At 71.5% G+C, this 25,558-nt stretch carries 22 protein-coding genes and 1 pseudogene; 11 read left to right on the top strand and 12 right to left on the bottom strand.

Features of this window, described 5'->3' with window-relative positions:
- Positions 1 to 13 precede the first annotated feature (13 nt).
- From ACLBX8_RS03140 to madL, 3 genes are all read right to left on the bottom strand, one after another.
- A complete protein-coding gene (locus ACLBX8_RS03140; RefSeq protein WP_020091534.1) occupies positions 14 to 682 on the bottom strand; it encodes a GntR family transcriptional regulator in 669 nt (222 codons plus the stop codon).
- A 122-nt stretch (positions 683 to 804) separates the two neighbouring features.
- Complete coding sequence (gene madM, locus ACLBX8_RS03135) at positions 805 to 1,569, bottom strand: malonate transporter subunit MadM (RefSeq protein WP_026604683.1); 765 nt, start codon at positions 1,567 to 1,569, stop codon at positions 805 to 807.
- Between the two features lie 17 nt (positions 1,570 to 1,586).
- The gene (madL, locus tag ACLBX8_RS03130; RefSeq protein WP_056521778.1) at positions 1,587 to 2,018 is read right to left on the bottom strand and encodes a malonate transporter subunit MadL; all 432 of its coding nucleotides are present in this window, start codon (positions 2,016 to 2,018) and stop codon (positions 1,587 to 1,589) included.
- Between the two features lie 227 nt (positions 2,019 to 2,245).
- Here madL and mdcA point away from each other — a divergent pair, with 227 nt between their 5' ends.
- The 8 genes and pseudogenes from mdcA (at position 2,246) to ACLBX8_RS03090 (ending at position 10,159) form a co-directional block, all read left to right on the top strand.
- Positions 2,246 to 3,892, top strand: a complete 1,647-nt coding sequence (gene mdcA, locus ACLBX8_RS03125) for a malonate decarboxylase subunit alpha (protein WP_447697889.1) — start codon at positions 2,246 to 2,248, stop codon at positions 3,890 to 3,892.
- Between the two features lie 38 nt (positions 3,893 to 3,930).
- Positions 3,931 to 4,239 (top strand): malonate decarboxylase acyl carrier protein, encoded by a 309-nt coding sequence (gene mdcC / locus ACLBX8_RS03120; protein WP_042671880.1) that lies wholly within the window; start codon positions 3,931 to 3,933, stop codon positions 4,237 to 4,239.
- Positions 4,240 to 4,241: 2 nt separating this feature from the next.
- Positions 4,242 to 5,171, top strand: coding sequence for a biotin-independent malonate decarboxylase subunit beta (locus tag ACLBX8_RS03115; protein WP_447697887.1), 930 nt, complete (start codon positions 4,242 to 4,244; stop codon positions 5,169 to 5,171).
- Positions 5,158 to 5,874, top strand: a complete 717-nt coding sequence (gene mdcE, locus ACLBX8_RS03110; protein ID WP_447697886.1) for a biotin-independent malonate decarboxylase subunit gamma — start codon at positions 5,158 to 5,160, stop codon at positions 5,872 to 5,874. Before ACLBX8_RS03115 ends, mdcE begins: the two co-directional genes overlap by 14 nt.
- Positions 5,867 to 6,526: a malonate decarboxylase holo-[acyl-carrier-protein] synthase gene (gene mdcG, locus ACLBX8_RS03105; protein WP_447697885.1), complete on the top strand. Its 660-nt coding sequence runs from the start codon at positions 5,867 to 5,869 to the stop codon at positions 6,524 to 6,526. Before mdcE ends, mdcG begins: the two co-directional genes overlap by 8 nt.
- Positions 6,523 to 7,449, top strand: coding sequence for an acyltransferase domain-containing protein (locus tag ACLBX8_RS03100; protein ID WP_447697884.1), 927 nt, complete (start codon positions 6,523 to 6,525; stop codon positions 7,447 to 7,449). Before mdcG ends, ACLBX8_RS03100 begins: the two co-directional genes overlap by 4 nt.
- Before the next feature lie 176 nt (positions 7,450 to 7,625).
- Positions 7,626 to 8,609: a GDP-mannose 4,6-dehydratase gene (gene gmd, locus ACLBX8_RS03095; protein ID WP_447697883.1), complete on the top strand. Its 984-nt coding sequence runs from the start codon at positions 7,626 to 7,628 to the stop codon at positions 8,607 to 8,609.
- Between the two features lie 68 nt (positions 8,610 to 8,677).
- Positions 8,678 to 10,159 (top strand): annotated as a pseudogene (locus ACLBX8_RS03090) (aldehyde dehydrogenase).
- A gap of 38 nt (positions 10,160 to 10,197) precedes the next feature.
- On the opposite strand, the gene ACLBX8_RS03085 reads toward ACLBX8_RS03090, so the two are convergent.
- The 9 genes from ACLBX8_RS03085 to ACLBX8_RS03045 all read right to left on the bottom strand — a co-directional run bounded on the left by ACLBX8_RS03085 (position 10,198) and on the right by ACLBX8_RS03045 (position 22,800).
- Positions 10,198 to 11,427 carry an O-antigen ligase family protein gene (locus ACLBX8_RS03085; protein ID WP_447714609.1) on the bottom strand — a complete coding sequence of 410 codons (1,230 nt, stop codon included), beginning with the start codon at positions 11,425 to 11,427 and terminating at the stop codon, positions 10,198 to 10,200.
- Between the two features lie 115 nt (positions 11,428 to 11,542).
- Positions 11,543 to 13,054, bottom strand: coding sequence for a lipopolysaccharide biosynthesis protein (locus tag ACLBX8_RS03080; RefSeq protein ID WP_447697880.1), 1,512 nt, complete (start codon positions 13,052 to 13,054; stop codon positions 11,543 to 11,545).
- Complete coding sequence (locus ACLBX8_RS03075) at positions 13,051 to 14,274, bottom strand: glycosyltransferase family 4 protein (protein ID WP_447698139.1); 1,224 nt, start codon at positions 14,272 to 14,274, stop codon at positions 13,051 to 13,053. The genes ACLBX8_RS03080 and ACLBX8_RS03075 overlap by 4 nt, the downstream gene beginning before the upstream one ends.
- A gap of 110 nt (positions 14,275 to 14,384) precedes the next feature.
- Positions 14,385 to 15,641 (bottom strand): glycosyltransferase family 4 protein, encoded by a 1,257-nt coding sequence (locus tag ACLBX8_RS03070; RefSeq protein WP_447714608.1) that lies wholly within the window; start codon positions 15,639 to 15,641, stop codon positions 14,385 to 14,387.
- Positions 15,622 to 16,758: a glycosyltransferase family 4 protein gene (locus tag ACLBX8_RS03065; protein WP_447697878.1), complete on the bottom strand. Its 1,137-nt coding sequence runs from the start codon at positions 16,756 to 16,758 to the stop codon at positions 15,622 to 15,624. The genes ACLBX8_RS03070 and ACLBX8_RS03065 overlap by 20 nt, the downstream gene beginning before the upstream one ends.
- Positions 16,759 to 16,802: 44 nt before the next feature.
- Positions 16,803 to 18,029: a glycosyltransferase gene (locus ACLBX8_RS03060; RefSeq protein ID WP_447697877.1), complete on the bottom strand. Its 1,227-nt coding sequence runs from the start codon at positions 18,027 to 18,029 to the stop codon at positions 16,803 to 16,805.
- Positions 18,026 to 20,221: a GumC family protein gene (locus ACLBX8_RS03055; protein WP_447697876.1), complete on the bottom strand. Its 2,196-nt coding sequence runs from the start codon at positions 20,219 to 20,221 to the stop codon at positions 18,026 to 18,028. The genes ACLBX8_RS03060 and ACLBX8_RS03055 overlap by 4 nt, the downstream gene beginning before the upstream one ends.
- Positions 20,222 to 20,232: 11 nt before the next feature.
- Positions 20,233 to 21,402, bottom strand: coding sequence for a glycosyltransferase (locus ACLBX8_RS03050; protein ID WP_100250971.1), 1,170 nt, complete (start codon positions 21,400 to 21,402; stop codon positions 20,233 to 20,235).
- Between the two features lie 309 nt (positions 21,403 to 21,711).
- Entirely contained in the window at positions 21,712 to 22,800 is a 1,089-nt protein-coding gene (locus ACLBX8_RS03045; RefSeq protein ID WP_447697875.1) for an acyltransferase family protein, read from the bottom strand.
- A 390-nt stretch (positions 22,801 to 23,190) separates the two neighbouring features.
- Here ACLBX8_RS03045 and ACLBX8_RS03040 point away from each other — a divergent pair, with 390 nt between their 5' ends.
- From ACLBX8_RS03040 to ACLBX8_RS03030, 3 genes are read left to right on the top strand one after another with little or no spacing between them, the layout of a single operon-like run.
- Positions 23,191 to 23,439: an acyl carrier protein gene (locus ACLBX8_RS03040; RefSeq protein ID WP_170855117.1), complete on the top strand. Its 249-nt coding sequence runs from the start codon at positions 23,191 to 23,193 to the stop codon at positions 23,437 to 23,439.
- Positions 23,436 to 24,599 carry an acyl-CoA dehydrogenase family protein gene (locus ACLBX8_RS03035; RefSeq protein WP_447697874.1) on the top strand — a complete coding sequence of 388 codons (1,164 nt, stop codon included), beginning with the start codon at positions 23,436 to 23,438 and terminating at the stop codon, positions 24,597 to 24,599. The genes ACLBX8_RS03040 and ACLBX8_RS03035 overlap by 4 nt, the downstream gene beginning before the upstream one ends.
- Positions 24,599 to 25,555, top strand: a complete 957-nt coding sequence (locus ACLBX8_RS03030; protein ID WP_447697873.1) for an amino acid--[acyl-carrier-protein] ligase — start codon at positions 24,599 to 24,601, stop codon at positions 25,553 to 25,555. The genes ACLBX8_RS03035 and ACLBX8_RS03030 overlap by 1 nt, the downstream gene beginning before the upstream one ends.
- The last annotated feature ends 3 nt before the right edge of the window (positions 25,556 to 25,558 follow it).

Raw genomic sequence — 25,558 nt, 5'->3', positions numbered from 1 at the left:
CCGCGCCGGCCCGTCACTCCGTCTCGGCGATGTAGCGCCCCAGCGCCGCCGCCGCCCTGAGCATGTGGGCGCGCATGCGACGGGCGGCCGTCTCGCCGTCCCCCTCTGCGATAGCCGACAGGATCTCGCCGTGCTCCTCCCGCGAGCGGCGGATCCGGTCGGCGTGGCGGAGCTGCGTGCGCCGGAACGCGGCCAGCCGCTCGCGTATCGCCAGAGCCTGCTCGGCCATGAAGCCGTTGTGCGTCGCCGTGTAGAGTGCCTCGTGGAAGGCGCGGTTGAATCGGTCGTAGGCGTCGACGTCGCCCGCCTCGACCGCCTTGGCGGATTCCTCGTGGAGCTCCATCAGCTCCCCGCGCTCGAGGGGCGTCATCCGGTAGGTGGCGAGCCGGGCGCACATCGCCTCGATCTCGGCGGTCGTCTCGAACATGTCGGCGATCCGCTGCGGCGTCAGGCGCGCCACCACCACGCCCCGCCGGGGCCGGATCTCCACGAGGCCCGAGGCCGCGAGCTGGCGCAGCGCCTCACGGACGGGTGTGCGCGATGCGCCGTAGCGATCGGCGAGGTTCTGCTCGTCGAGGGCCGTACCGGCCGCGATCGTCCCCGACGCGATGGCGTCGGTGAGCGCGTCGCGGATCCGGTCCGAGAGCAGCCCGCTGTCGATCTTCTGGAAGTCTCCGTGCATGCGCCGTTCCTCGAGCGTCCCCTGAGCGGCGCCTGCCCGTCCTCGGGAAGACGATGCGGGACCATACCCTAATCCGCGCGTGCGGATCCGCTTTTCGGCCGGGAAGCCGGTGAGCCGACGCGTCAGCCGACCAGGGCCCGCACCGTCAGGAACAGGATCGAGGGTCCGACGAGGCAGCCGATGCCGGTGTGGAACGTCGCCGTCAGTGCGCCGTAGGGGACGAGCTTCGGATCCGTCGCCGCGAGGCCCCCGGCGACTCCGCTGACCGTACCCATCAGGCCGCCATACGCCATGGCCGAGCGCGGGTTGTCGAGGCCGATCAGCCGGGCGACCAGGGGCGTTCCGACCATCACCATCACCGCCTTGGTCACTCCGGTGGCGATGGACAGCGCCATCACGGTGGAATCCGCGCCGATCGCCGCGCCGGTGACGGGCCCGACGATGTAGGTGATCGCCCCGGCGCCGATCGTCGTGATCGAGACCGCGTCGTGATAGCCGAAAGCCACGGCGGTCAGGGTGCCGACGATGAACGGCAGGATCGTGCCCAGCGCCAGCGCCAGGACACCCAGTAAGCCCGCGCGCCGCGCCTCGATCACGTCGACCTCGAAGGCGGTGGCGACGATGGCGAAGTCGCGCAGCATCGCCCCGCCCATGAGGCCGATCCCGGCGAGCGCCGGGATGTCGGCGAGGCCCTTCTTCCCGCCCGTGTAGAGCCCGCCGACATAGGCGAGCACCAGACCGAGCACGATCGCGATCGCGGAGCCGTGGACCCGGCCGTTGGTCAGGTGCTTGGCGGCGAAGTTCGAGACCAGGATCAGCGCGCCGACCACCGCGAAGGCGGCCACGAGGCTCTGCTCGACGAAGACGTGCTCGATGCCGTGCCAGATGTCGTGTCCCATGGCGATCACCCCTTCCTGGCGACGGGTTCGGCGTCGCCGCCGATCACGGATCCGCCGTGCTCGACGGGGCCGCTGCCGGGATCGCGCCGGCCGATCCGGCTCAGCAGGGCGACCGCGCCGAAGCACAGGACCAGGGAGCCGGTCGCGGCGATCAGCACGATCGGGCCGCCGCTCACCGCGGCGACGACGTTCTGCTGGGCCGCCATGGCAACCACGATCGGGATGTACATCCCCGCCCAGAACTCGACGCCGAACTGGACGCCCTTCGTCAGGCGGCCCCGGCGGGACAGCCACAGGCGCGCGGCGATGAGCAGGATCATGGCGATGCCGACGCCGCCGACATTGGCCTTCACGCCGAGGGCCAGGCCGAGGAGATCGCCGAGATACACGCCGACCAGCGTGCAGGCGGCGAGCAGGGCGACACCGAGGACGATCATCGGCGTTGCCCCTTCGAGGAAGCGGCTCTTCCGGCCGCATCCGACGGCCGTATGGACGCGTGCGACATGGCGCATTGCCCTCCCGGGTCGGCCTCGGAGGCCGTTGGTGAAAGTATGCAAGATATTGACAGGTGCGCAATCCCGTATACGAAACTGTGATAGAGAAGGGTTTGAGAATACCAGAGTGCCCGCTATATGACGTTCGGTACACCGGTGGGAGCACGCGGATGGGCGAGTGGCGCGGTGAGAGGCAGGCGCGCGACGCGCGGATCGCGGCGGGGCGCGCCCACGCGGACGGCAAGGTCGTGCCGGCCGGAGCCGTGGTCGACCTCTTGGAGGCCATCCTGCGGCCCGGCGACCGCGTCTGCCTCGAGGGCGACAACCAGAAGCAGGCCGACTGCCTCGCCCGCGGCTTGAGCGCCTGCGATCCCGGGAAGATCCACGACCTGCACATGGTCCAGTCGGGGATCGTGCTGCCCGAGCACCTCGACGTGTTCGAGACCGGGATCGCGAAGCGGCTCGACTACTCGTATTCGGGCCCGCAGGGCGCCCGCATCGCCAAGATGCTCTACGGCGGCCAGATCGAGCTCGGGGCGGTGCACACCTACCTGGAGCTGTTCGCCCGCTACTTCGTCGACCTCACGCCCAACGTGGCGCTGATCGCCGGCGTCTCGGCCGACCGGAACGGCAACCTGTATACGGGGCCGAACACCGAGGACACGCCGACCGTCGTGGAGGCGACCGCCTTCAAGAACGGCGTCGTGGTCGCGCAGGTCAACGAGATCGTCGACGCGGTCCCGCGGGTCGACATCCCGGGCGACCGGATCGACTTCGTGGTCGAGGCCGACAGGCCCTTCTACGTGGAGCCGCTCTTCACCCGCGACCCGGCGGCGATGACCGAGACGCAGATCCTTATCGCCATGATGGCGATCAAGGGCATCTACGCCGAGTACGGCATCAAGCGGCTCAACCACGGCATCGGGTTCGGCACGGCGGCGATCGAGCTGCTGCTGCCGACCTACGGCGAGAAGCTCGGCCTCAAGGGCAAGATCGCCACGCACTGGGCGCTGAATCCGCACCCGACCCTGATCCCGGCGATCGAGTCCGGATGGGTCAAGCAGGTCCACTGCTTCGGCTCCGAGGTCGGGATGGACCGCTACATCCGCGAGCGGCCGGACGTCTTCTTTACCGGCGCCGACGGGAGCCTGCGCTCGAACCGGGCCTTCTGCCAGACCGCCGGCCTCTACGCCTGCGACATGTTCATCGGCGCGACCCTGCAGATCGACCTGATGGGCCATTCCTCGACCATCACCCAGTCGCGGGTGGCGGGCTTCGGCGGGGCGCCCAACATGGGGTCGGACCCGCACGGACGACGCCACCCCTCCGACGCCTGGATGAAGGCCGGCCGCGAGGGCCAGATCGTCGGCGATCCGGCACTGATGCGCGGGCGCAAGCTCGTCGTGCAGCTGGTCGAGACCTTCGGCGACAAGCTGGTGCCGACCTTCGTGGAGAAGCTCGACGCCCTCGAACTGGCCAAAAAGATCGGCCTCGAGCTGGCGCCGGTCATGATCTACGCGGACGACGTCACTCACATCGTCACCGAGGAAGGCATCGCCAACCTCCTGCTCTGCCGCGACGCCGACGAGCGCGAGCAGGCGATCCGGGGCGTGGCCGGCTACACCGAGGTCGGTCGCGGTCGAGACCGGGCGAAGGTCGAGGAGCTGCGCGCCCGGGGCGTCATCCGACGCCCGGAGGATCTGGGCATCGAGCCGCTCGACGCCGACCGCGCACTGCTCGCCGCGAAGTCGATCAAGGATCTCGTGCACTGGTCCGGCGGGCTCTACGAGCCGCCCGCCCGCTTCCGGAACTGGTAGCGTCGCGCGATGACGTATCCGCACCCGAGGAGCCGGCGATGGAATCCCTGACCTTCCGCCACACCACCAGGAAGCCGCTGGCCGGCTCGGCGCCGAGCGCGATCACCGGCGTCGTCGCCTCCGGCAACCTGGAGATCCTGCTGGAGCGGGTGCTGCCGCCGGATGCCTGCGAGGTGGCCATCGAGACCCCGATCGCCGGCTACGGCGACGTCTGGGAGGCGGTGGTGGCCGATTTCGTTGCCCGGGCGCAGCCGGGCGGCCTCCGCATCAGCATCAACGACGGCGGCGCCCGCCCCGACACCGTGTCGCTGCGCCTGCTCCAGGGCGCGCGGCTGATGGAGGCCTGACCATGGCTGCCGACCGCGCCGCGCGCTTCGATCCGGACGCCCTGAGCTGGTACGAGGCCACCGCCCGCCAGCGCGTACTGGCGCTCACCGATCCGGGAAGCTTCCGCGAGTTCCTGCCGCCGACCGAGCGGCGGATGAGCCCGCACCTGCCGCTCTTCGACCTGCCCCGCGCCTTCGACGACGGCATCGTGGTCGGGAGTGCGCGCCTCGACGGCGACCCGGTCCTGGTCGCCGCCCAGGAGGGCCGCTTCATGGGCGGCGCCTTCGGCGAGGTGCACGGCGGCAAGCTGGTCGGCCTGCTCCGCGCGGCCCTGGAGCTGAAGCCGAAGGCGGTCCTTATTTTGTTCGATACCGGCGGCGTCCGCCTCCAGGAGGCCAATGCCGGCGAGACGGCCATCGCCGAGACCATGCGGGCCATCGTCGACGTCCGCGCGGCCGGCATCCCGGTCGTCGGGCTGATCGGCGGGCGGGCCGGCTGCTACGGCGGCGGCGGCCTCATCGCCGGCACCTGCTCGCGGCTCGCCGTGTCGGAGAGCGGGCGCATCTCGGTCTCCGGCCCCGAGGTGATCGAGACCAACAAAGGCGCCGAGGAGTTCGATTCCCGCGACCGCGCTCTGGTCTGGCGGACCATGGGTGGCAAGCACCGTCGCCTGATCGGGGGCGCCGACGCCTTCTGCGCCGACACGGTCGCGGCCTTCCGCGCGGCCGCCAGCGACCTCGTCGGCCGCGCGCCGGCCTTCGATCTGGCGACCCTGGACGCCGAGCAGGCGCGCCTGGAGGCCCGGATCGAGCGGTTCGGCGATTGCCGCGACGCCACCGAGGTCTGGGCGCGCCTCGGCGTGAACGATCCCGACGCGGTGCCGGCGATGGACACGCCCGCCTTCGACGAGACCGTGACCCGGAGCCCGGAGGCCGACCATGACGCTCGCTGAGATCCTCGCCTCCCTGTTCCCGCGAGGACACGCGGTGGCGGTGCGCGACGGCCTCGTGACCGGGACCGGCCCCTTCGCGGACGGCCGGATCCACGTGGTCGGCATCGACGGCGATACGCCACTGGGCGTCGACGGGGCGCTGGTCCTGTCGCGCGCCGTGCTCGACGCCGTCCGGGTTGGCGACCGCGCGCCGATCCTCGTGGCGGTGGATTCCGACAGCCAGCGCATGAGCCGCCGCGACGAGTTGCTGGGTCTCAACGAGTGCCTCGCGCATCTCGCCAAGGCGCTGCTCCTGGCCGACCGGTCGGGCCATCCCACGATCGGGCTGATCTACGGCCACTCGGCCGCCGGCGCCTTCATCGCCACGGCGCTCGCGACGCGGGTCCTCGCGGCGCTGCCCGGGGCGAACCCGAGCGTGATGGACCTGCCGTCCGTCGCCCGGGTGACCAAGCTGCCGCTCGACACGCTGAAGGACATGGCGAAGTCGACGCCCGTCTTCGCGCCCGGCCTCGACAACATGGTGGCGACCGGCGCCGTCCACGTGGTTCTGAACCCGGACCTGCCCCTGGAGGGTCAGATCCGCGATGTGATGGGAACCCTGCCGGCGGAGGATATCCGCGACCGGCTGGGCGCCGAGCGGGGCGGTCGCCCGGTCGCCCGCACCGTCGCGGCGGCCGTGGCCGACCAAGCCCGTCTTGGCTGAGCCGTTCCGACGCCACGACCTCGTCCGGGTCGATCCGGCGGCCTGGGCGGCGTGGCGCGCGGACCGGCCCGACCTCGGCGCCGTCCCCCATCTCGACGGCTGGGCCGCTGCGGGCCGGCCGCTGATCGTCCGCCGCCGCGTCCCCGGAGAGACCGGCGACGCGGTGCCGCTCGGCCTGCCGCTGCCGCCCGCGGATGGCAAGCGGCGGATCGGGCTAGCGCTGCCGGCATCGGCGCTGGCGCCCGCACCGGTGGTGACCCTCGCCCAGGCCGCCACTTGCGCGCCGGCGGCCTGGGGCCCGACCCTCGACGCGCTGACGGCGCTCGGCCGACGGCACGGCCTCGTGCCGCGCCCCTTCGGCAGCCTCCTCTGGCAGGCGGTCACGGGCCTGACCTACCTCAGCGCCACCTCCGACCTCGACCTGCTCTGGCCGTGCCCACCACCGGTGCCGGTCGACCTTCTCGACGGCATCGCCGCCGTGGCGGAGACGGCGCCGATGGGCATCGACGGCGAGATCCAGTTGCCGGACGGCGCCGGTCTGCACTGGCGCGAGCTGCGCGACGCGCCGGAGGACCGCTCGGTGCTCGCCAAGAGCCTGGATCAGCTGCTTCTGCGGCCGGTCGCGGGCCTGCGCGGCCCGGGCGCGGCATGACCCTCGCGATCCTCCTCTCCGGCCAGGGTGGTCAGCACCCGGCGATGTTCGACCTGACGGCCGATCGTCCGGCGGCTCAGGACGCGTTCGCGGCCGCCAGACCGCTCCTCGGCGGCGCCGACCCGCGCGACTTGGCCCGGGCCGGCGGCGACAACCTGCACGCTAATCGGACCGGCCAGATCCTGTGCTGCGTCGCCGCCCTGGCGGAGTGGCGGGCGCTGGCCGAGGCGGCACCGGACCGGTCGATCGTGGCCGGCTACAGCATCGGCGATCTCGCGGCCTGGGGCGTCGCCGGGCGCCTCGACCCCGCCGACGTGCTGGCCCTTGCGGCAAGACGGGCGGAGGCCATGGACGCCGCGTCCGGCGCGGGGTTCGGCCTGGCGGGGATCCGCGGCCTGAGCCTCGACGCGCTCGCGGATCTCGCGGCGCGCCACGGCTGTCACCTCGCCATCCGCAACGCGGCCGACAGCGGCGTCGTCGGCGGTCCGCGCGCGGCGCTGGAGGTGCTGTGCCGGGAGGCGACCGGCGCGGGCGCGCAGCGCGCCGTGGTCCTGCCCGTTCACACGCCGTCGCACACGCCCCTGCTCGACGCCGCGACGGTCGCATTCCGGGACGCGCTCGCCGCGGTGCCGCCGCGCCGCCCGCCGCCCGGAGCGCCCCGGCTGCTCAGCGGGCTGGACGGGAGCACGGTGTTTCGGGATGCCGAGGGTCGCGGGAAGCTGGCCCTCCAGATCTCGCGCACGATCGACTGGGCCGCCTGCCTGGAGGCGTGCCGCGAGTACGGCGCGGACCGCGTCCTCGAGCTCGGGCCGGGCCACGCCCTCGCCACCATGGCCCGGGCCGCCCTCCCGGCGGCGCGCGTCCACGCCGTCGAGGAATTCCGCTCGCTCGACGGCGTGGCGGACTGGCTCGCGCGACCTTAGCCGTGCCGCACTGGGGCCGCATAACCATTGCAGATGGCTGTCGAGTTGCGACGCTAGTCTGGCGATGTGCCGGTCCGGCTCCGCTTGCTTGGCGCAATACTGATGTCGACACATCGCCTTGACGCGCGGCCCGTTGCGGTCGTAGCAGCCGGGCATCTTCGGGACGGGACGGGTTCATGACGGCCAAGCGAGCGCTGATCACGGGTGTGACGGGCCAGGACGGCGCGTATCTGGCGCAGCTGCTCCTGCAGAAGGGCTACGCCGTCACCGGCATCGTGCGGCGCTCCAGCCACGCCGGCGTCTTCGACCACCGGTTGAAGTGGCTCGGCATCACCGACGACGTCGAGTTGGTCGACGGCAACCTGCTCGACCAGTCCGCCCTGCTGCGCATCGTCCAGGCCACGAAGCCCGACGAGATCTACAACCTCGCCGCCCAGTCGTTCGTGACCTCGTCCTGGCAGCAGCCGCTGCTCACCGGGCAGGTGACCGGCCTCGGCGCGGTGCACATGCTGGAATGCCTGCGCTCGGCGGCGCCCCAGGCGCGCTACTACCAAGCCTCGACCTCGGAGATGTTCGGCCTGATCCAGGAGGCCAAGCAGAGCGAGTCGACGCCCTTCTACCCGCGCTCGCCCTACGGCGTGGCCAAGCTCTACGCGCACTGGATGACCATCAACTACCGCGAGAGCTTCGGGCTGCACGCGTCGAACGGGATCCTGTTCAACCACGAGAGCCCGCTGCGCGGCGTCGAGTTCGTGACCCGCAAGGTCACCGACGCGGTGGCGCGGATCAAGCTCGGCCAGCAGAGGGAGCTGCGGCTGGGCAACATCGACGCCAAGCGCGACTGGGGCCACGCCCGGGACTACGTGAAGGCGATGTGGCTGATGCTGCAGCAGGACCGCCCGGACGATTACGTGATCGCCACCGGCCGGACCACGACCGTGCGGGACATGTGCGAAATCGCGTTCAAGCATGTCGGCCTGACGGTGGACGACCACCTGATCGTCGACCCGGCGCTGTTCCGGCCGGCGGAGGTCGAGGTGCTGCTGGGCAACCCGGCCAAGGCCAAGGCGACCTTCGGCTGGGAGGCCGAGACCAGCCTCGAGGCGCTGATCACCGAGATGGTCGACGCCGACATCAAGCGCCTCAGCGCCAACGCCTGAGCCGTCGGGCTCGCCGCGAGCGGGCTCCGGATCCATATGGCGCGCATCCCCGGACGGAGAGGCGCGCCGTGAAGACCTACCAGCTCTACATCGACGGCCAGTCCGTCGATCCGGTCGAGGGCTCGTGATTCGAGTCCATCGACCCCTATCGCGGCGAGCCCTGGGCGCGGATCCCGCGCGCTGGGCGCGCCGACGTCGACCGGGCGGTAGCCGCGGCCAAGCGCGCCATGTGGGACGGACCCTGGGCGATCATGACGGCCTCGGCCCGCGGCAAGGTCCTGCGCCGGATCGGCGATCTCGTCGAGCGCGAGGCCAAGGCGCTGGCCGAGATCGAGGTCCGCGACAACGGCAAGCTCTTCGCCGAGATGTACGGCCAGACCCGCTACCAGCCGGAATGGTGGTGGTACTACGCGGGGCTCGCCGACAAGGTCGAGGGCGCGCAGGTGCCGATCGACAAGCCCGAGACCTTCGCGTTCACTCGGCACGAGCCCGTAGGCGTGGTCGGGGCGCTGACGGCGTGGAACTCGCCGCTCCTGTTCGTCGCCTGGAAATGCGCGCCCGCGCTCGCGGCGGGCTGCGCGGTCGTGGTGAAGCCGTCCGAGTTCGCCTCCGCGAGCACGCTGGAATTCGCCCGCCTGACCAAGGAGGCAGGGCTGCCCGACGGCATGTTCAACGTCGTCACCGGCTACGGCGGCGAGGCCGGCACCGCCATCGTCGAGCATCCCGACGTCGCCAAGATCACCTTCACGGGCTCCGACGTCACCGGAGCGAAGGTCTACGAGGCCGCCGCGCGGCAGATCAAGCGCGTCTCCCTGGAGCTCGGCGGGAAGTCGCCCAACATCGTCTTCGCCGACGCCGACCTGAAGTCCGCTGCCGCGGGGGCGATCTCGGGCATCTTCGCGGCCACCGGGCAGACCTGCATCGCCGGCTCGCGCCTGCTGGTCCAGAACAGCATCCGCCAGGAATTCACCGAGCGGCTCGTCGAACTCGCCCGTACCGCCAAGCTCGGCGACCCGATGCAGGCCGACACCAATATCGGGCCGATCACGACGCCGCCCCAGTACACGAAGGTTCTCGACTACATCGCGCTCGCCAAGAGCGAGGGCGCGCGCTGCGTCTTCGGCGGCAACCCCGCCTACGGTCCCGGCGTGCTCGGCGGCCAGTTCGTCGAGCCGACCATCTTCACGGGCGTCACCAACGACATGCGCATCGCCCAGGAGGAGGTGTTCGGCCCGGTGCTGTCGATCATCGGATTCGAGGACGAGGCCGAGGCGCTGAGAGTCGGCAACGACGTGATCTACGGGCTCGCGGCCGGCGTCTGGACCCAGGATATCGGCCGCGCGATGCGGATGTCGAAGGGGCTGCGAGCCGGCACCGTCTGGGTGAACACCTACCGGGCGGTGAGCTACATGATGCCCTTCGGCGGCATGAAGCGCTCGGGCATCGGCCGCGAGAGCGGCATCGAGTCGATCCGCGAGTACCTGGAGACCAAGAGCGTGTGGATCTCCACGAGCCGCGACGCGCCGGAGAACCCCTTCGTCATGCGCTGAGCCCGCGGGCCGCGCCGCGATCCGTGGCGGCGCGGTCCCTAATCCGGGGCCGATTGGGCGCGGTCCGGCGGCAGCGCGAGGGATGCCAGGACGAAGCCCATGAAGAAGAGGAAGTACTGGTTGACCGACAGTTCCTCGAACATGAGCGACGGGATCAGGAACACCGCGCTGTAGGTCAGGAACGGCCCGAAGGCGGCGGGCGCCAGCAGGATCCGCCCGAGGCCGGCGACGAGCAGCAGCGCCGCGGCGATGCCGCTCTGGAGTGCCAGCGACACGAAGCCGTTGTGTGGTGTCACGAGCCCGGTCAGGGCCTGCAGCTCCTCCCGGCGGGCGACCTCGCCGACGCCGAACGGGTACTCGAGGACCAGCTGGAGCGCGGTCACGCCGGACAGGAACCGCTCGTCGAAATTGCCCGTGACGTTGTGGTCCTCGGCGAAGCGCCGCTCGATCGCCTGGGACAGCGTCCCCGGCAGCGGGATCTCCCCCGTCACCGCCCAGGCCACGAGCAGGACGCCCAGGACGCCGAGCGCGGCCAGCACCGCGGGCGCCTTGAGGTTCCGCCGCATCAGCAGGCCCAGGAACAGGACCGGCATGAACAGGCCGGCGCGGTTGTTGGTGAACGGGAAGCTCGCCAGGAGGCCCGCGAAGTAGGCGAGATAGACGATCTTCAGGCGATAGCGCAGGCTGAGTAGCAGGGCCGCGGCCCCCGCCAGGGCGAAGACGTGGCCGGTCTCGTTACCGGAGGCCCAGAGGCCGCCCTGCTTTTCCTGCACGAACAGCTTCAGCTCCTCGTCGAGCCCGTCCGTGGGAACGGCGAGTCCGAACCGGTCGAGCGGCATGCCGGAGGCGGCGAGCAGCAGGACCGCGAGGGAGGCGAGCATCCCGGCGAGCAGGCCGACGCAGAACGCTTCCTCGACGCGCCGGTCGCGGAACATCACCAGCAGGATGAACGCCTGGACCACGTAGAGCAGCAGGACGAGGGTCAGGTAGACGTCGCCCGCCTGCTTGTGCGCCTTCAGCACCAGCGAGGCCGCGATCAGCGCCAGGATGCCGGCGAGGGGCGCGGCCTGCCGCAGTGCCTCCGCCACGACGGCGCGGCGCAGGCCCAACCAGGGGATGAGCAGGAACGGCAGCAGGTCGGACAATCGCTGGAACGGCAGCCCGAAGGTCGAGGTCAGGACGTTGAAGTTCAGGGCGGCGCCGAGCAGGAACACGGCGACGCGGTCCGTGAGGAGGGACGCGGCCGGCGCGCGCGTCTCGATCGGCAACGCCTGTCCCGCCATCACCCTGCACCGTCCCCGCGTATCGGCCGCCGATGAACCCTCCGCCGGCCGCGGCCTCTAGCGGGCAGTGTCGCCCACAAAGGTTGGCGGAGGGTGCAGATCAGGCGGAGCGTCTCAGGAACAGGCCGACGGCCGTGCGGAGCGTGCCGCGCATGAAGATCCAGGCGAGGCCCAGATAGGCCGCGATCCCGAGTCCGACCGCCGCGAACAGGCCGACCCGGTCCCCGAGGTTGGCGTGGATCGGCCCCTGGACGACCAGCACCAGCCCGGCCATCGCGCCGGCGCAGAGCGTGATCGGCGCGAGGAGCCGCACGAGCCGCCCGTTCGTGACCGGGACGACGCGCCCGGCGCTGGCGACGATCGCGGGCGTGAACAGGTAGGCCCGCGCCACGTGCCCGGCGACCAGGGCGGCGAGGCCGAAGGGCGCGGTGACGAGGGCCGCCGCGGCGCCGAGGCCGAACTGCGCGCCGGCGAGCCGCAGGGCCGTGCCGTTGCGGCCCAGGGCCGTGAAGATCATCCACAGCATCGAGGTGGCGACGAATTCCGGGGCGAGGAGCGCGAGCGTCCGCAGCACCGGCGCCGCGTCGTGCCACTGGTCGCCGAACAGGAACGGGATGAGGGTCGGGGCGACGGCCGCCATGCCGAAGAAGGCCGGCACGGCCAGGAAGGCCGAGGCCTGGGTGAAGCCGTGGAAGGCCGCGGCCAGCTCGCCCGGCCGGTCCTGGAGCCGCGCGTAGGTGGTCAGCCCGACCGTGGTCAGCGGGATGACCGCGACCTGGCTCACGAGGTCGATGCAGCGCCACGCGAGGCGCAGGTAGCCGACATCGGTGGCGGACAGGAAGTAGGCCGCGATGACCTCCTGGCTCCGGATCGAGGCGACGAGCAGCAGATAGGTGCAGAACAGCCGCGAGCCGAACGCGATCTGCTCGCGCACGGAGGCGAGGTGCAGCCGCAGCGGCGGAATCCAGCGGGCCGCCGCCCAGGTCAGGAGCGTGGTCGCGGTCGCGGCGACGAGCCGCTGCACCACCAGGCTCCAGACGCCGTAGCCGTCGAGGGCCAGCACGAGGGCCGCGGCGCCGCCGAGCACGTTGGCGCCGAGCGCCCGCAGGGCGAGCTTGCGGAAGCCGAAGCTCCGCTGGAGCCGCGCTTCGTGGATCGCGCCCGCGGCGGTGATGACGAAACAGGCGGAGAGCGCGCACAGGACCGGCCGCAGCGCCGGCAGGTCGAAGATCCAGGCGATCGGGCCGGCCAGGGCCACGAGGCCCACGGCGCACAGGACACCCGCGGCGAGCATCACCCAGAAGGCGGTGGCGGCGAAGTCTTCGTCGAGGTCGGCGCGCTGGACCACCGCGTCGGGCAGGCCGCAGCGGGCGACGATCTGCAGGATGTCGATGAAGACCGCGGCGATCGCCACCATCCCGAACTCGGCGGGCCCGATGAGGCGGGCGAGCACGAGGAACACCCCGAAGCTGAGGACCACGTTGCCGACCGAGGCCACCGCCACCCAGCGCGCGGCGTCGAACGAGCGCCGCGTCACCGCGGCGCCGGAGGCGAGCCCCGGCTCCTCCTCGGCGGCGGCCGCCTCCGACAGGACCGGCGCGGCGGCGCTCACGGGCGGCTCGCCCGACGCTCGGCAACGAGTTCGGCGTAGAGATCGAGGTACTTCTCGGCGACGCGCTCCGAGGTCGATTCGCGGATGACGTGCTGGAAGGCGCGCTCGTCCGGCAGGTCACCGCGGCCGCGGGCGATCACGGTCCGCAGCCGTGCGGCGAGGTCGGCGTCGTCGCCCGGCGTGAACAGCCAGTCGGCGTTGTCCTCGCCGATCAGCTCGGGGATGCCGCCCGAGCCCGCCCCGATCACCGGAACGCCCATCGTGTAGGCCTCGTAGATCGTCCGCGGCGACGGCTCGGCCCAGAACGACGGGACGATGAGCACGTCGATCGCGCTGAGGAACTCGGCGGGTTCCGCCCAGCCGACGAAGTCGATGGGCAGGCCCTCGGCCTGCGCCTTGAACCGCTCGATCGAGTCGTCCATCGCGTGGCCGGCGACGAGGCAGCGCCAATCGCCGGGACCGATCCGCCGGAAGGCGTCGATCATCGTGCCGACCCCCTTCTCGGTGTTGATCCGGCCGAGATAGCCGAAGGTCATCGGCTGGCCGGTCCGGTCGATCCGGCGCCTGGCCTCCGGGTCGCCCTCTGGGACGGTGCAGGAATAGAAGATCACCCGGCGCCGCTCGGGCGCGAGATGCGCGAACAACCCGTGGTCGACATGGGTCTTGAGGATCTCGGTCCCGACGCTGACGACGGCGCCGACCGACCGGTTCGTGATCTGCTTGGCGGCGTTGACCACCTTGCAGCCCAGATGCCAGCGGTCGCACGGCTTGCCGTCCCTGAACATCGCGGCGTTGCCGCAGATCAGGTCGTACTCGCAGACCGTGTGGACGATCGGGATCCCGCGCTTGGCCGCCTCGCGCCAGACGAGAGTCGAGACGTCGAGCAGCGAGTGCGTGTTCACGATGTCGGGCCGGAAATCGTCGAGGACGCGGCCGAACTCGGCCGCGACGGCGAAATTCCACTGCTGCTTGAGCTTCGCCCAGGCGCGGCCGAAGCGGCTCGCCTGGGGCCAGTCCTCGAGCCAGAAATCGTTGTGGTGGGCCATGCGGTAGACAGTGACGCCGCCGCGCACGCTCTTGGGCTCGGGCTCCCGGGCGATGCAGGCCGCCGCCACCGTGTGGCCGGCCGCGACGAGTTCCTCGGCGAGGTGCTCCACCGAGCGCTCGGCGCCGCCCACGATGTAGGGCGGGTAGAGGGCGCTGAGATGCAGGATCCGCAGGGGGCCGGTCACCGCGCGTGCGGCCGCCTGATCCCTCGGGCGGTCCCGGTCCTGGGCGCGGGGTTCCTCCGAGAGGACCCGGGCGAAGCTCGACGACAGGGTGGGGGTCATCATGAACGGCACTCGCTGAGGTGCGGGCGCTCCGCGCGGGCGGAAGGCTCGGGAAGCGGTTCGATGGAGGCCGCGTCGCGGGTCGCGGCGTAGAGATCGAGATAGGCGGTCGCCACAGCGACCGGATCGGTGCCAACGCGGATGCGTGCGGCGCTGGCGAGCCCCTCGGCGAGACGGGCCGGCTCCGCGATGATCCGGGCCATCGCGGCGGCGAGCGCCGGCGCGTCGCCGGGCGGGACCAGCCAGGGGCCGGACCCGACCTGCTCGCCGATGCCGCCGGTCGCGGTGCCGATCACCGGGACGCCGCGCCCGTAGGCCTCCGCCACCGTCCGGCCGAAGGGCTCGGGCCAGATCGGCGGGACCACGAGGCAGTCGAGATCGTCCAGGAAGGCGTCGCGCTCGGCGTAGCCCGGGAAGGTCACGGGCAGGCCCTCGGCCAGGGCTCGAAAGCGGTCCAGTCCGTCCACGGCGCGACCCGCGACGGCGAGGCGCCAGCCCGCCTCCGGCAGGCGCCGGCAGGCCTCGAGGAGGATGTCGAGGCCCTTCGCACCCTCGATCCGGCCCAGATAGCCGAACCGGACCGGCGCGCCGGGCGCCCGCTTCGCCCGCGTCACCGGCGAGCCGGGCGGGATCGGGTTCCAGATCACCCGGCGCAGCGCCGGCGGCACGTGGGTGAAGAGGCCGGCCGCGAGGTGGCGGTCGAGGATGTCCGAGCCCACGGCGGCGACGGCCGTCACGGCGCGCTGGCAGCGCCGGTGCGGCGCGGCGTAGAGGCGGCACTTGAGATGCTGCCGGGCGCAGGGACGCCCGTGGCGCACCATCGCGCCGTTGGTGCAGAGGCTGGTGAAGTCGTGCAGCGTGTGCACGACCGGCACCCGGAGCCGCCGGAGCATCGGCCAGAGCGCCGGCGGTAGCTCGGAGATGGAATGCGTGTTCACGAGGTCGGGGGCGAAGTCCCGGACCGCCCGCGCCATCCGGTCGACGGCGTGGCGGTTCCACTGCGCCGCGACCTTGTAGCGGAGGCGCTCGACCCGCCCGCGCTGCGGCCAGTCGAGGATGTGGAACGGCGTCCCGTAGCCGGTCCGGTAAACCGTGACGCCGTCCTGCAGGACCGGTCCGCCTTCGGTCCGCGCCGCGCAGGCAACGGCGACGCTGTGGCCGAGATGCGCCTGGGTCCGGGCGAGCGTCTCGACCATCAGTTCGGCGCCACCGACCTGCTCGGGTGCGTAGAGGGAGCTAAGGTGCAGGATGCGCATGCGGCACCTCCCGGGCGGACCGCGCCGCCGCGCCGTCTTGCAGCGCGTCGAGCAGCAGCGTCTCGTAGCGGCGGGCGGTCTCGGCCCAGTCGTAGCGCCGGACATTGTCGCGGCCGCGGGCGATCAGCGCGTCCCTGAGATTGGGCTCGTCGAGCAGGCGGCGCAGGCACTCGGTCAGCGCCGCCGCGTCGGCGGGATCGAAGGTGAGGGCGCCGGCTCCCGCGATCTCGGGCGTCGCGGAGCGGTCCGAGCAGATCACCGGACAGTCGAGGGCCTGCGCCTCCAGAACGGGCAGGCAGAATCCCTCGGCGAAGGACGGGACGCACAAGCACAGCGCGCCGCGATAGAGGGCCGCCAGCCTGTCGTCGCCGATGCCCGACAGGCGGGTCAGGGGGACCAGCGCGTTGCCGAGTGCGGCGGCGACGGCCTCGGCGGAATCCTCGCCGACGTGGACGATCCCGATCCCCGGCCTCCCGAGCGCGACCACGGCGCGCGCAAGGGTCGCGAAGTTCTTGTTGTAGAGGGCGTTGCCGACGGCCAGCACGTAGGGCGCCGCTGGGACACCGGCGGCGGATCCGCCCGCCGAGGGGTCGAGCATGGCCGCGGACGGCACGGTCTGCGTCCGGCCGCGGAGCCGCGGGTAATGGTACTCCAGATCGCGCCGTGTCGCCTCCGAGACGGCGATTACCCGGGCGCTGTTGCCGAGGACCAGGCGGAAGATCGGGTCGGTGGTCAAGGCCTCGCGGGAGCGGATGCGCTCGGGCAGGGTGCGGAAATAGAGGTCGTGCACCACGCTGACGCGGGCGCGGCCGCCGAAGGCCGCCCCGTACGGGTCGATGTTCAGCACCACGTCGACGGCGCGGGCGCGGCACAGCCGCGGGACGGCGAGGCACTGGCGCAGGACGTCGAGCAGCATGATCCGCGGCCGCGGCACCGTCACGACCTCGACGCGGTCGCGGATCGACGCCGGCAGCTGGTCGCGGCGCCACGGGGATCGGAGCACCACCGCGAAGGTGCCGCGCGCGACCAGGCCGGCGATCACCCGGAAGGCGACGAGCGCGACGCCCGACGGCCGACCGGGATGCTGGCTCGGCATGTTGACGAGGACGCGCGGCATGGCGGGTCTGACGGCTCCGAACGGGAAGGGGGATCGCCGGCCCGTCAGGCCCGGCCGGCGACCTGGAGGATGATGGCGGCGAGATCGCGCTGCATGCGCTCCGCGCCGTAGCGGGACAGCGCCCGCTCGCGCGCGCGCTCTGTGCGTGCGCCGAAGGCTTCGGGATCGGCGAACAGCGCCGAGAGGGCCGCCGCGAGGCGATCCGGCCGACGCGGCGGCACCAGCGTCCCGGCCGCGCCGCCGTCGAGGATCTCGGCGGAGGCGCCGGCGTCGGTGGCGATCACCGGCACGCCGACCAGCATTGCCTCGACCAGAGTGCGACCGAACGGTTCGGGATCGACCGAGGGGTGCACGACCGCGTCGACCGCCTGCATCAGCCGGGGGACGTCGTCGCGCTGTCCGAGGAACAGCACCCGGTCCGAGAGGCCGCGCCGCGCCGCGAGGTCGCGCAGGTGCGCCGCGTAGGCATCCTCGCCGAAGAGCGGCGCCCCGACCACGACGCAGCGGAGGCCGGACAGGGTCGCCAGCGCCTCGATCAGAACGTCCTGCCCCTTCCACGGCGCGAGGCGGCTGAAGACGCCGACGAGGGGGCCGTCCGGCAGGCCGAGTTCCGCGCGCAGAACGGCGGCGGAGCAGGGTGCCGGATCGACGTCGAGGCCGTTCGGCACGACGCGGATCAGCGACCGGCGGCCGCCGGCCTGGACGAAGGCCCGCGCGGCGGCCTCGGAGGGAACGATCACCCGGGCGGCGCAGAGATTGGCGAGCCGGATCTGCAGGATGCGCTGCGCCCGGCCGAAATGCGCCCCGTCGAGGATGTCGTGGAGGTGCCAGATCAGGGGGCGCCCGGCGGCGCGCGCGGCCAGAGACGAGAGCAGGAAGGCCTTCTGCGAGTTGGCGTAGACCACGTCGCAGGACCGGGCCGATCGGGCGATCTCCAGCGCCAGGGAACCGAGCTGTCCCAGGACCGGGAGCGCGCTAAGCGGGGACACATCCCGCCGGAGGCCTGCCAGGGCGGACCGGCGGCGCGCGAGACGGATCTCCAGACCCGCGTCGCGGAGGGCCGCGGTCAGCGCGCCGTCCTCGAACAGGAAGGCGCTGGAGCCCGCCCAAGGCCGGACGGCGTCGCGGAGCACCAGCTCGGCACCCGACATCGTGCCGGTATGGCTCACGAACAGGACCCGCGGCCGCGCGGCGACAACCGACCGCGCGGCCTGCGCCCGGTCCAGGAGGCCGCGCTTCGCGAGCGCGTCGGCGGGGAGCACTTCGGTCATCGCGCGCTCGCGGCCGTGCGGGGATTGGGCAGCGGCATCACGTCGTAGGTCGACTGGATGCCCGGGCGGACCATCGTCATGGCGATCCCGAGGACGTGTCCGCCGGCGCGGCGCAGGTTCGCCACGGTCTCGACCGTATCGGAGAGCTGCGAGCGGCCGTAGCGGGCGCAGCAGAGCACGCCGTCGACGTGGCGGGCCAGCATCGCCGCATCCATCAGGAGGCTGGTCGGCGGGGTGTCCAGGAGGACGAGGTCGTAGCGGCGGCTCCACTTGAGGAAGTCGGCCATCCGGTCGCCCATCAGGAGCTCGGTCGAGTCGGCCGTCGGCGTTCCCGCGGGGATGACGTCGAAGCGTCCGGCCTGGATCACCGCGTCGGCCGGGTCGATCTCGCCGCGGAGCACGCCGCCGAGGCCGGGGCCGCGGCCGAGCCCGAGGGAGGCCTCGAAGTTCGGCCGCCGCAGGTCGCACTCGACCACCAGCACCCGGCGGCCGCTCGCTGCGCCGATGCCCGCCAGCGCGAAGGCCGTGAACGACTTGCCCTCCCGCGGCTTCGCCGAAGTCACCAGGATGACGCGGGACTTGCCGGCGCCCGCCAGCACGAGATGGGCGTGCAGGTTGCGCAGGACGTTCTGCATCACCGGGTCGACCCGCGCCCGCGACAGGGCCTCCGCGAGGTCGAGCTCGCGCTGCCGCTCGGAGAAGCGGCCGACAAGTCCGGCGGGCTCCAGGCTCGGCAGCTGCGCGAAGACCGGGGCGCCGGTGCCGGCCATGAGCTGCGCCGAGGTGCGCACGCGCCGGTCGGTGTAGTCGCGCAGCAGCGCGGCGGCGGCCGCGAGCACGCCCGCCAGCACGACGCCGCCCGCCAGGAACGGCACGGCCTTGGGCGAGAACGGCTCCTGCGGCAGCTCGGCGAGGCTGACGAGCCGCGTGCTGCCGGTGAGGATGCGCCGCTCGGTCTCCAACTCGCCCGCCCGCTTGACCAAGTCGGCGTAGCGGGTGCGCTTGATCTCGGCGTTGCGCACCATGCCCTCGATCGACGCTTCGTCGTCCATGGCGGCGGCGGCGTCGGTCTTCGCCGTCTCGAGCTGGGCGCGCAGCGACTTGGCCAGGGCGTTCGAAGCCTCGTAGGACTTGCGCAGACCCTTGGCGACGTTGCCGATCTCCTGCTCGATCCGCGCGCGAAGGCTCGCCTGCTCGGTCTCGAGCGCCCGGATCACCGGGTGGTTCGCGCCCAGCAGTGTGCTCTGGTTGGCGAGCTGCGCGCTGACGCCGCTGAGCTGCTGCTTCAGCGAGACGATGGTCGGGCTTGCCAGGACGGCCGGGGCGCTGTCGGCGCCGCGGGCACCCTTGGCCTCGATCTCGGAGAGCCGCGCGGCCGCGTCCGCCTTGGCGGTCTCGGCCGCGGCGAGCTGCTGGCTGATGCTGGTGAGCCGCTCCGCGCTGATCGGGGCGAGCGAGCCCTTCAGCAGGCCCTTGCGGCGCCGGAAGGTCTGGATGCGGGTCTCGTCGGCCCGAATCGAGGCGTCCAGCTGGCTGATCTCGGTGTGCAGCCAGTCGGCCGCCGCCTTGCGGCTCGAGGCCTGTGCCTCGCGCTGGTCGTCCAGGAAGGCGTTGATCAGGCCGTTGGCCATCGTCTGCGCCGTCTCGGGCAGCGGCGACTTGTAGCCGATGGTGATGATGCGCGAGCGGCCGGAGCTCAGGACCGTGTAGCGCTGCTGCAGGTACTCGACGAACGCGTTGCGGTCGGTCGTGAGCTTCGTGCAGGCGGCATCCTTCTTCTCGCTGATCCGGTCGGGATGCCCGCCCGAGGCCGCGTATCGGCACTCGGCCAGCACCGCGGCGACGAGGTTGTCGTCGATCGCGAGGCGCAGGAGCCGCGGCGAGCGGATCACCAGGATCTGGCTCTCGATATCGGCCGGGTCGCCGATCTTCTGGATCCAGGCCATCGAGGCGTTGTTGGCGCCCGGTTCCGCCTCGGCCACGATGACCGAGCCGCTCGCCACGTATTGCCGCTGGATCATCAGCAGCGCGGTCACGGCGAGGCCGAGGACGGTGGCGAACACCGCCGCGAACAGGTACCGGCGATGCCAGATCCGGGCGAGGGCCGCGGCCAGCGGCCCGCCGCGCGCCGGCTCCTGGGCGAGGGCGCGAACCGGCGTCCGGTCGGCCAGATCGACAGTCAGGAAGGACATGCGGCGCGTCCTCAGCCGACGGCTTCGAGGCGCGGCAGGATCCGCGGACGCGTCTCGCAGGCGGCCCGGTGCATCGCCATCTGGTCGTCGACGAAGGTCGAGAACCGGCTGCGGAACAGCTCGGCCGAGAACATCTCGGCCTGCGCCCAGCAGGCCTCGCGGGTGAAGTGGCTCTCCTGCAGCAGGAAGCGCTGGACGCACTCGGCGATGGCCACGGGCTCGGGCGTGTCGAAGAACATCCCGGTGCGCTGCGGGCCGCGGGTCTGGACCGTCTCGCGGGCGCCCCCGCGGCCCAGCGCGAGGACCGGCGTGCCCTCCGACGTGGCCTCGACCACGATGATCCCGAAATCCTCCTCGGCCGCGAAGATGAAGGCGCGGGCCGTGGCCATGAGGTGGCGTAGCTCCGCGTCGGGCACGAAGCCGGAGAACGACACGTTCGGCCCCGCGATCTCGCGCAGCCGCGCGGCATCGGGCCCGGTGCCCGCCACCACGAGTTCGAGGTCTGGGAGCAGCGCGAACGCGCGGATCACCGCCTCGACGTTCTTGTACGGCACCAGCCGGCTGGCCACGAGGAAGTGGTTGCCGCGCGCCCCGTCATACCGCTGGCTCGGCAGCGTGATCGGCGGGTGGATGACCTCGGCGGTGCGGCCGTAGACCTTGTGGATGCGGCGGGCGACGAAGGCCGAGTTGGCCACGATCGCGTTGGGGCCGGCCGCCGTGCGAAAATCCCAGACGCGCATCCGGTGCAGGATCAGCCGGGCGAGCACGCTCTTCATGCCCGCGTCGCAGCCGCTCTCCCGCAGGTAGGTGTGCTGCATGTCCCAGGCGTAGCGCATGGGCGAGTGGATGTAGGAGACGTGGAGCTGGTCGGGCCCGGTTAGGACGCCCTTCGCCACCGCGTAGCTGCTCGAGATGACGAGATCGTAGGCCGACAGGTCGAACTGCTCGATCGCGAGCGGCATCAGCGGCAGGTAGTTGCGGTGCCGCGTCCGCGCGAAGGGCATGCGCTGGATGAAGCTCGTATGCGCCTGGGTGTAGCCCAGCCGCGCCCGGTCTGCTTCAGGCAGGAAGTCGAAGAGCGCGAAAACATCCGCGTCCGGATAGATCCGCAGCAGCTGCTCGAGGACACGCTCGGCGCCACCGACGATGTACAACCAGTCGTGAACGATCGCGACACGCATCACAGCTTCCTCGTCGGTGCGCCGGACGCTGGACCATGCATTCCGTCCCGCCGGTCCCGCCGGTGACAGCGGGCCAAGGCACACACGAGAGGGTAATAGCAGCGTGATCTGTAAAAAAGGGGTCACCGCCGCAGCAACAGTCGAAAATAGCGCCTGTTTAGACGCGAGACGCGGCGTGTAAACTTAATTTTTGCCAATAATTAACGTTAAGCGAAGGGTGTTCTGAGACCTGCAATCTTCGGCATGACTCCCCGTGGGTGCCCGCTGCGCCGGGTGGGCACACCTGCGGCGGGGGCCCGGCTGCGCGGCCTACGAAGCGGCCGGAACGGGCAGGGGATCGGGCGAGGGCCGCCGGTCGAGCCGGCGCCGCAGGGCCGCGATCACCGGCGTCTCGACATACCGGAACAGCAACTCGCCGGCGGCGACCGCCGCCGGGAACGCGATCGCGAAGATCAGGGCGGCGCGCGCGAAGCCGGGCGCGACGACGAGCGCCGCGATCTTGGCGGCGCTGTGCAGCAGCAGGTTGTGGACCAGGTAGAAGGAATAGCTGGCATTGCCCTGCGACAGCAGCCAGCGCGACTTCAGGGCGATGCCGCCCCGCTCCAGCAGCAGCATCGCACCGACGATCAGGACGGCCGCTGACCCCCAGATCAGCGGGCGCGCGAACCCGGACAGCTCGGGGCTGACGCCGAGCGCGTCGGTCACGATCTGGCCGCCGAGGATGAGCAGAAGAGCGGCCGCGACGGCCGCGCACGCCACGCGCCGGACCGGGAAGCCCGCGGCCGGCGCCCGGAGCCGCAGGTAGGCGTATCCCAGCCCGATGCCGGCGGCGAACTCGATCAGGATCGGCTTCGTGTAGTACGCCCAGTAGAGATTCGACGCGGGCAGCAATCCGAGCAGGATCAGCGCCAGGAAGATCGCGGCCGCACCGAACGCCCGGAAGGCGGGTCTCGGCACCACGAGCAGCGCCGCGAAGACCACGTAGAAGAACATCTCGTAATTGAGTGTCCAGCCCACGGAGTTGAGCGGCTCGACGAAGCCGCCGCGGGAGAACGGCAGGAACAGCAGGGACTGGACGACGTAATCTGGCCGGATCTCCACGATCCCGATGGGCTTCAGGCCCGTCAGCGCGATGAGCGCCAGGGCGAGCGTGACGAGCCAGTAGACCGGGACAACGCGCGACGCGCGGCGGAGCAGGAACTCGCCCGGGCTCTCGCGGCGCCCGCTCGTGCTCACGAACATGATGAACCCGGAGAGCACGAAGAACACGTCGACCCCGCTCGCGCCGAAGGCGAACAGATCCGGCCTCGGCAGCACGGGGCCGATGTAGAGGCCGAAATGCGTGAGGAAGACGAGGTACGAGGCGACGGCGCGCAGGATTTGGAGGTTGTAGATCATCGCGCGCCGGCTGATCGCTGGGCCCGCCCGGGACGGGCGACGTCGCGCCCTTATGGCCGAGATGGCCCCGCCGCGTCACGACGAGTCCGGAAACGTCCTAAATGGCCCGCGTCTCGAATTGAAGATCAGGCGGGGCATTTACACGCATGAGTTGCTAAATCCGCGAAATCTCTGGACGGACGATCACGAAAGCAAGAGCTGGAAAGTGATCGTAAAGGTCGCGTCGCCGAATGTAGGCCGCCGGCCACATCCGGTTCCTGTTTGCACGGCGCGCAACCCTATGCCGCCCTCTACGGACCGCTATTTACTATTAATCAATAGATAATTTGACGCCGAGCCGATCCGTTCAATAGCGTCGCGATAACTGGAATAAGGAGTTCCGCCTTGAACATCGCTCAAGACATCCGTGAGATTCTCGGGGCGAACGAAGCCTTCGCCGGGAAGGCCGACCAGCTCTCCGAGGATGACAGCCTGTTCGATCTCGGGCTGGACTCGTTCGGTTCCGTCCAGCTGATGCTGGGCCTCGAGGAGCGTTTCAGCATCGAGTTCCCCGACGAGCTCCTGAACCGCAAGTCGTTCTCGTCGATCCGCGCGATCCGCGAGGCCGTCTCCACCCTGATCCAGCAGGAAGCCGCATGAGCACGCTCGCCGCGCGCGCCGAGCGGGCCGCGGCGGTCGCGGCCCGCCACGCCGACGCCGTCGACCGCGAAGGCCGCTTTCCCGAGGAGGCCGTGGCCGCGATGAGGTCCGAGCAGTTGCTCGGCCTCCAGATCCCCGGCCAGTTCGGCGGCGAGGGCGCCGGGCTGACGCAGATCGCCGAGCTGTGCAGCACGCTCGGTCAGGCCTGCAGCGCGGCCGCGATGGTCTTCGCGATGCACCACATCAAGGTGTCCAGCCTCGTGACCCACGGCCTCGACAGCCCGTGGCACGGGCGCCTGATGGAGCGCATCGCGCGCGAGCAGCTGCTGGTCGCCTCCTCGACCACGGAGGCGGGCATCGGCGGCGACCTGCGCAACAGCCTCTGCGCCGTGGAGACGACCGGCGAGGTCTTCGCCCTCGGCAAGGACGCGTCGGTGATCTCCTACGGCGCACAGGCCGACCTGATCCTCGCCACGGCCCGGCGCCATCCGGACGCCGCGACGTCCGATCAGGTCCTCGTCGCGCTGATGGCCGACCAGATCTCGCTCGCGCGAACGGGCGACTGGGACACGCTCGGGATGCGCGGGACCTGCAGCGACGGCTTCCGCCTGGAGGCGCGGAATGTCCCGGTCGAGCAGATCCTGCCGAAGCCTTTCGCGGAGATCGCCGCCCAGTCGATGCTGGCCTCCTCGCACCTGCTGTGGAGCAGCGTCTGGTACGGGATCGCGACCTACGCGGTCGACCGCGCCCGCGCCTTCGTGCAGGCTGAGGCGCGGCGCCGGCCCGGGCAGGTCCCGCCGACCGCGACGCGCCTCGCCGAGGTCTCCAGCGCGCATCAGGCCATGCGCGGCACCATCGTGTCGGCCCTGCGCCGCTTCGAGGAGGCACACGGGGACGCCGACACGATCGGCTCGGTCGGCTTCTGCGTGATGCTCAACAACCTGAAGATCACCGTCTCCGACATGGCGGTCGACATCGTCCGGCGGGCGCTCGCGATCGTCGGCCTCGCCGGCTACCGCAACGACACGCCCTTCAGCCTGGGGCGGCCGCTGCGCGACGTCCTCTCCGCGCCGCTGATGATCGGCAACGACCGCATCCTCGCCAACACCGCCAAGCTCCTGCTCGTGCAGAAGGGCAGCGGCCAGCTCATGAGTGCGTGATGGAATCGATCTCCTCTGCCCCCGTCGACGTGCTGCTCGAGGACGAGCCGGCCGGCGGTCCCACCTTCCTCGACCGCCTGTTCGATCACGGCCTGCTCGTCCGGACCGGCATCGACGGCCTCTACGGCCGCAGCGGCGGCTTCGAGAGCGTCGTCGACGCCCTCGACCGGATGATCACGCGACTCGGGGCCGTTGAGGAGGCCGAGGTGCTGCGCTTCCCGCCGGCCATGAGCCGCCCGGCCTTCGAGCGCAGCGGCTACCTGAAGGGCTTCCCGAACCTCGCCGGCACCGTACACAGCTTCTGCGGCGACGCGCGCGGCCACGCCGAGATCCTCGCCTGCCTCGAGGCCGGGACCGACTGGACCGGGCAGCAGGAGGCCACCGACATCGTGCTGACGCCCGCGGCCTGCTACCCGGTCTACCCGGTCGCCGCCGCGCGGGGCGCGCTGCCGGCCGAGGGCCGCCTGTTCGACCTGCAATCCTACTGCTTCCGGCGCGAGCCCTCGCTCGAGCCGACCCGGATGCAGCTGTTCCGGATGCGCGAATACGTGCGCATGGGTAGCCCCGAGCAGGTCCTGGCCTTCCGCGAAGCCTGGCTCGAGCGCGGCACGGCCATGATCCGCGCCCTCGGTCTCCCCCTCGCGATCGACGCGGCCAACGACCCGTTCTTCGGCCGCGCCGGCCGGATGCTCGCCAACAACCAGCGGGCGCAGGGACTGAAATTCGAGCTGAACGTCCCGGTCAACAGCGTCGACAAGCCGACGGCCTGCCTCAGCTTCAACTATCACCAGGACCATTTCGGCAGCACCTGGGAGCTGCGCCAGGCCGACGGCGAGGTCGCCCACACGGCCTGCGTCGGTTTCGGCCTGGAGCGGATCACGCTGGCGCTCCTGCGCCACCACGGGCTCGATCTCGCCGCGTGGCCGGCCGCCGTGCGCGCCGAGCTGTGGGGCTGAGGC

The sequence above is a fragment of the Methylobacterium sp. D48H genome, from assembly GCF_053345715.1.
Note: the sequence above shows the minus strand (reverse complement) of the source record. Positions and strands in the feature narration are given on the sequence as shown.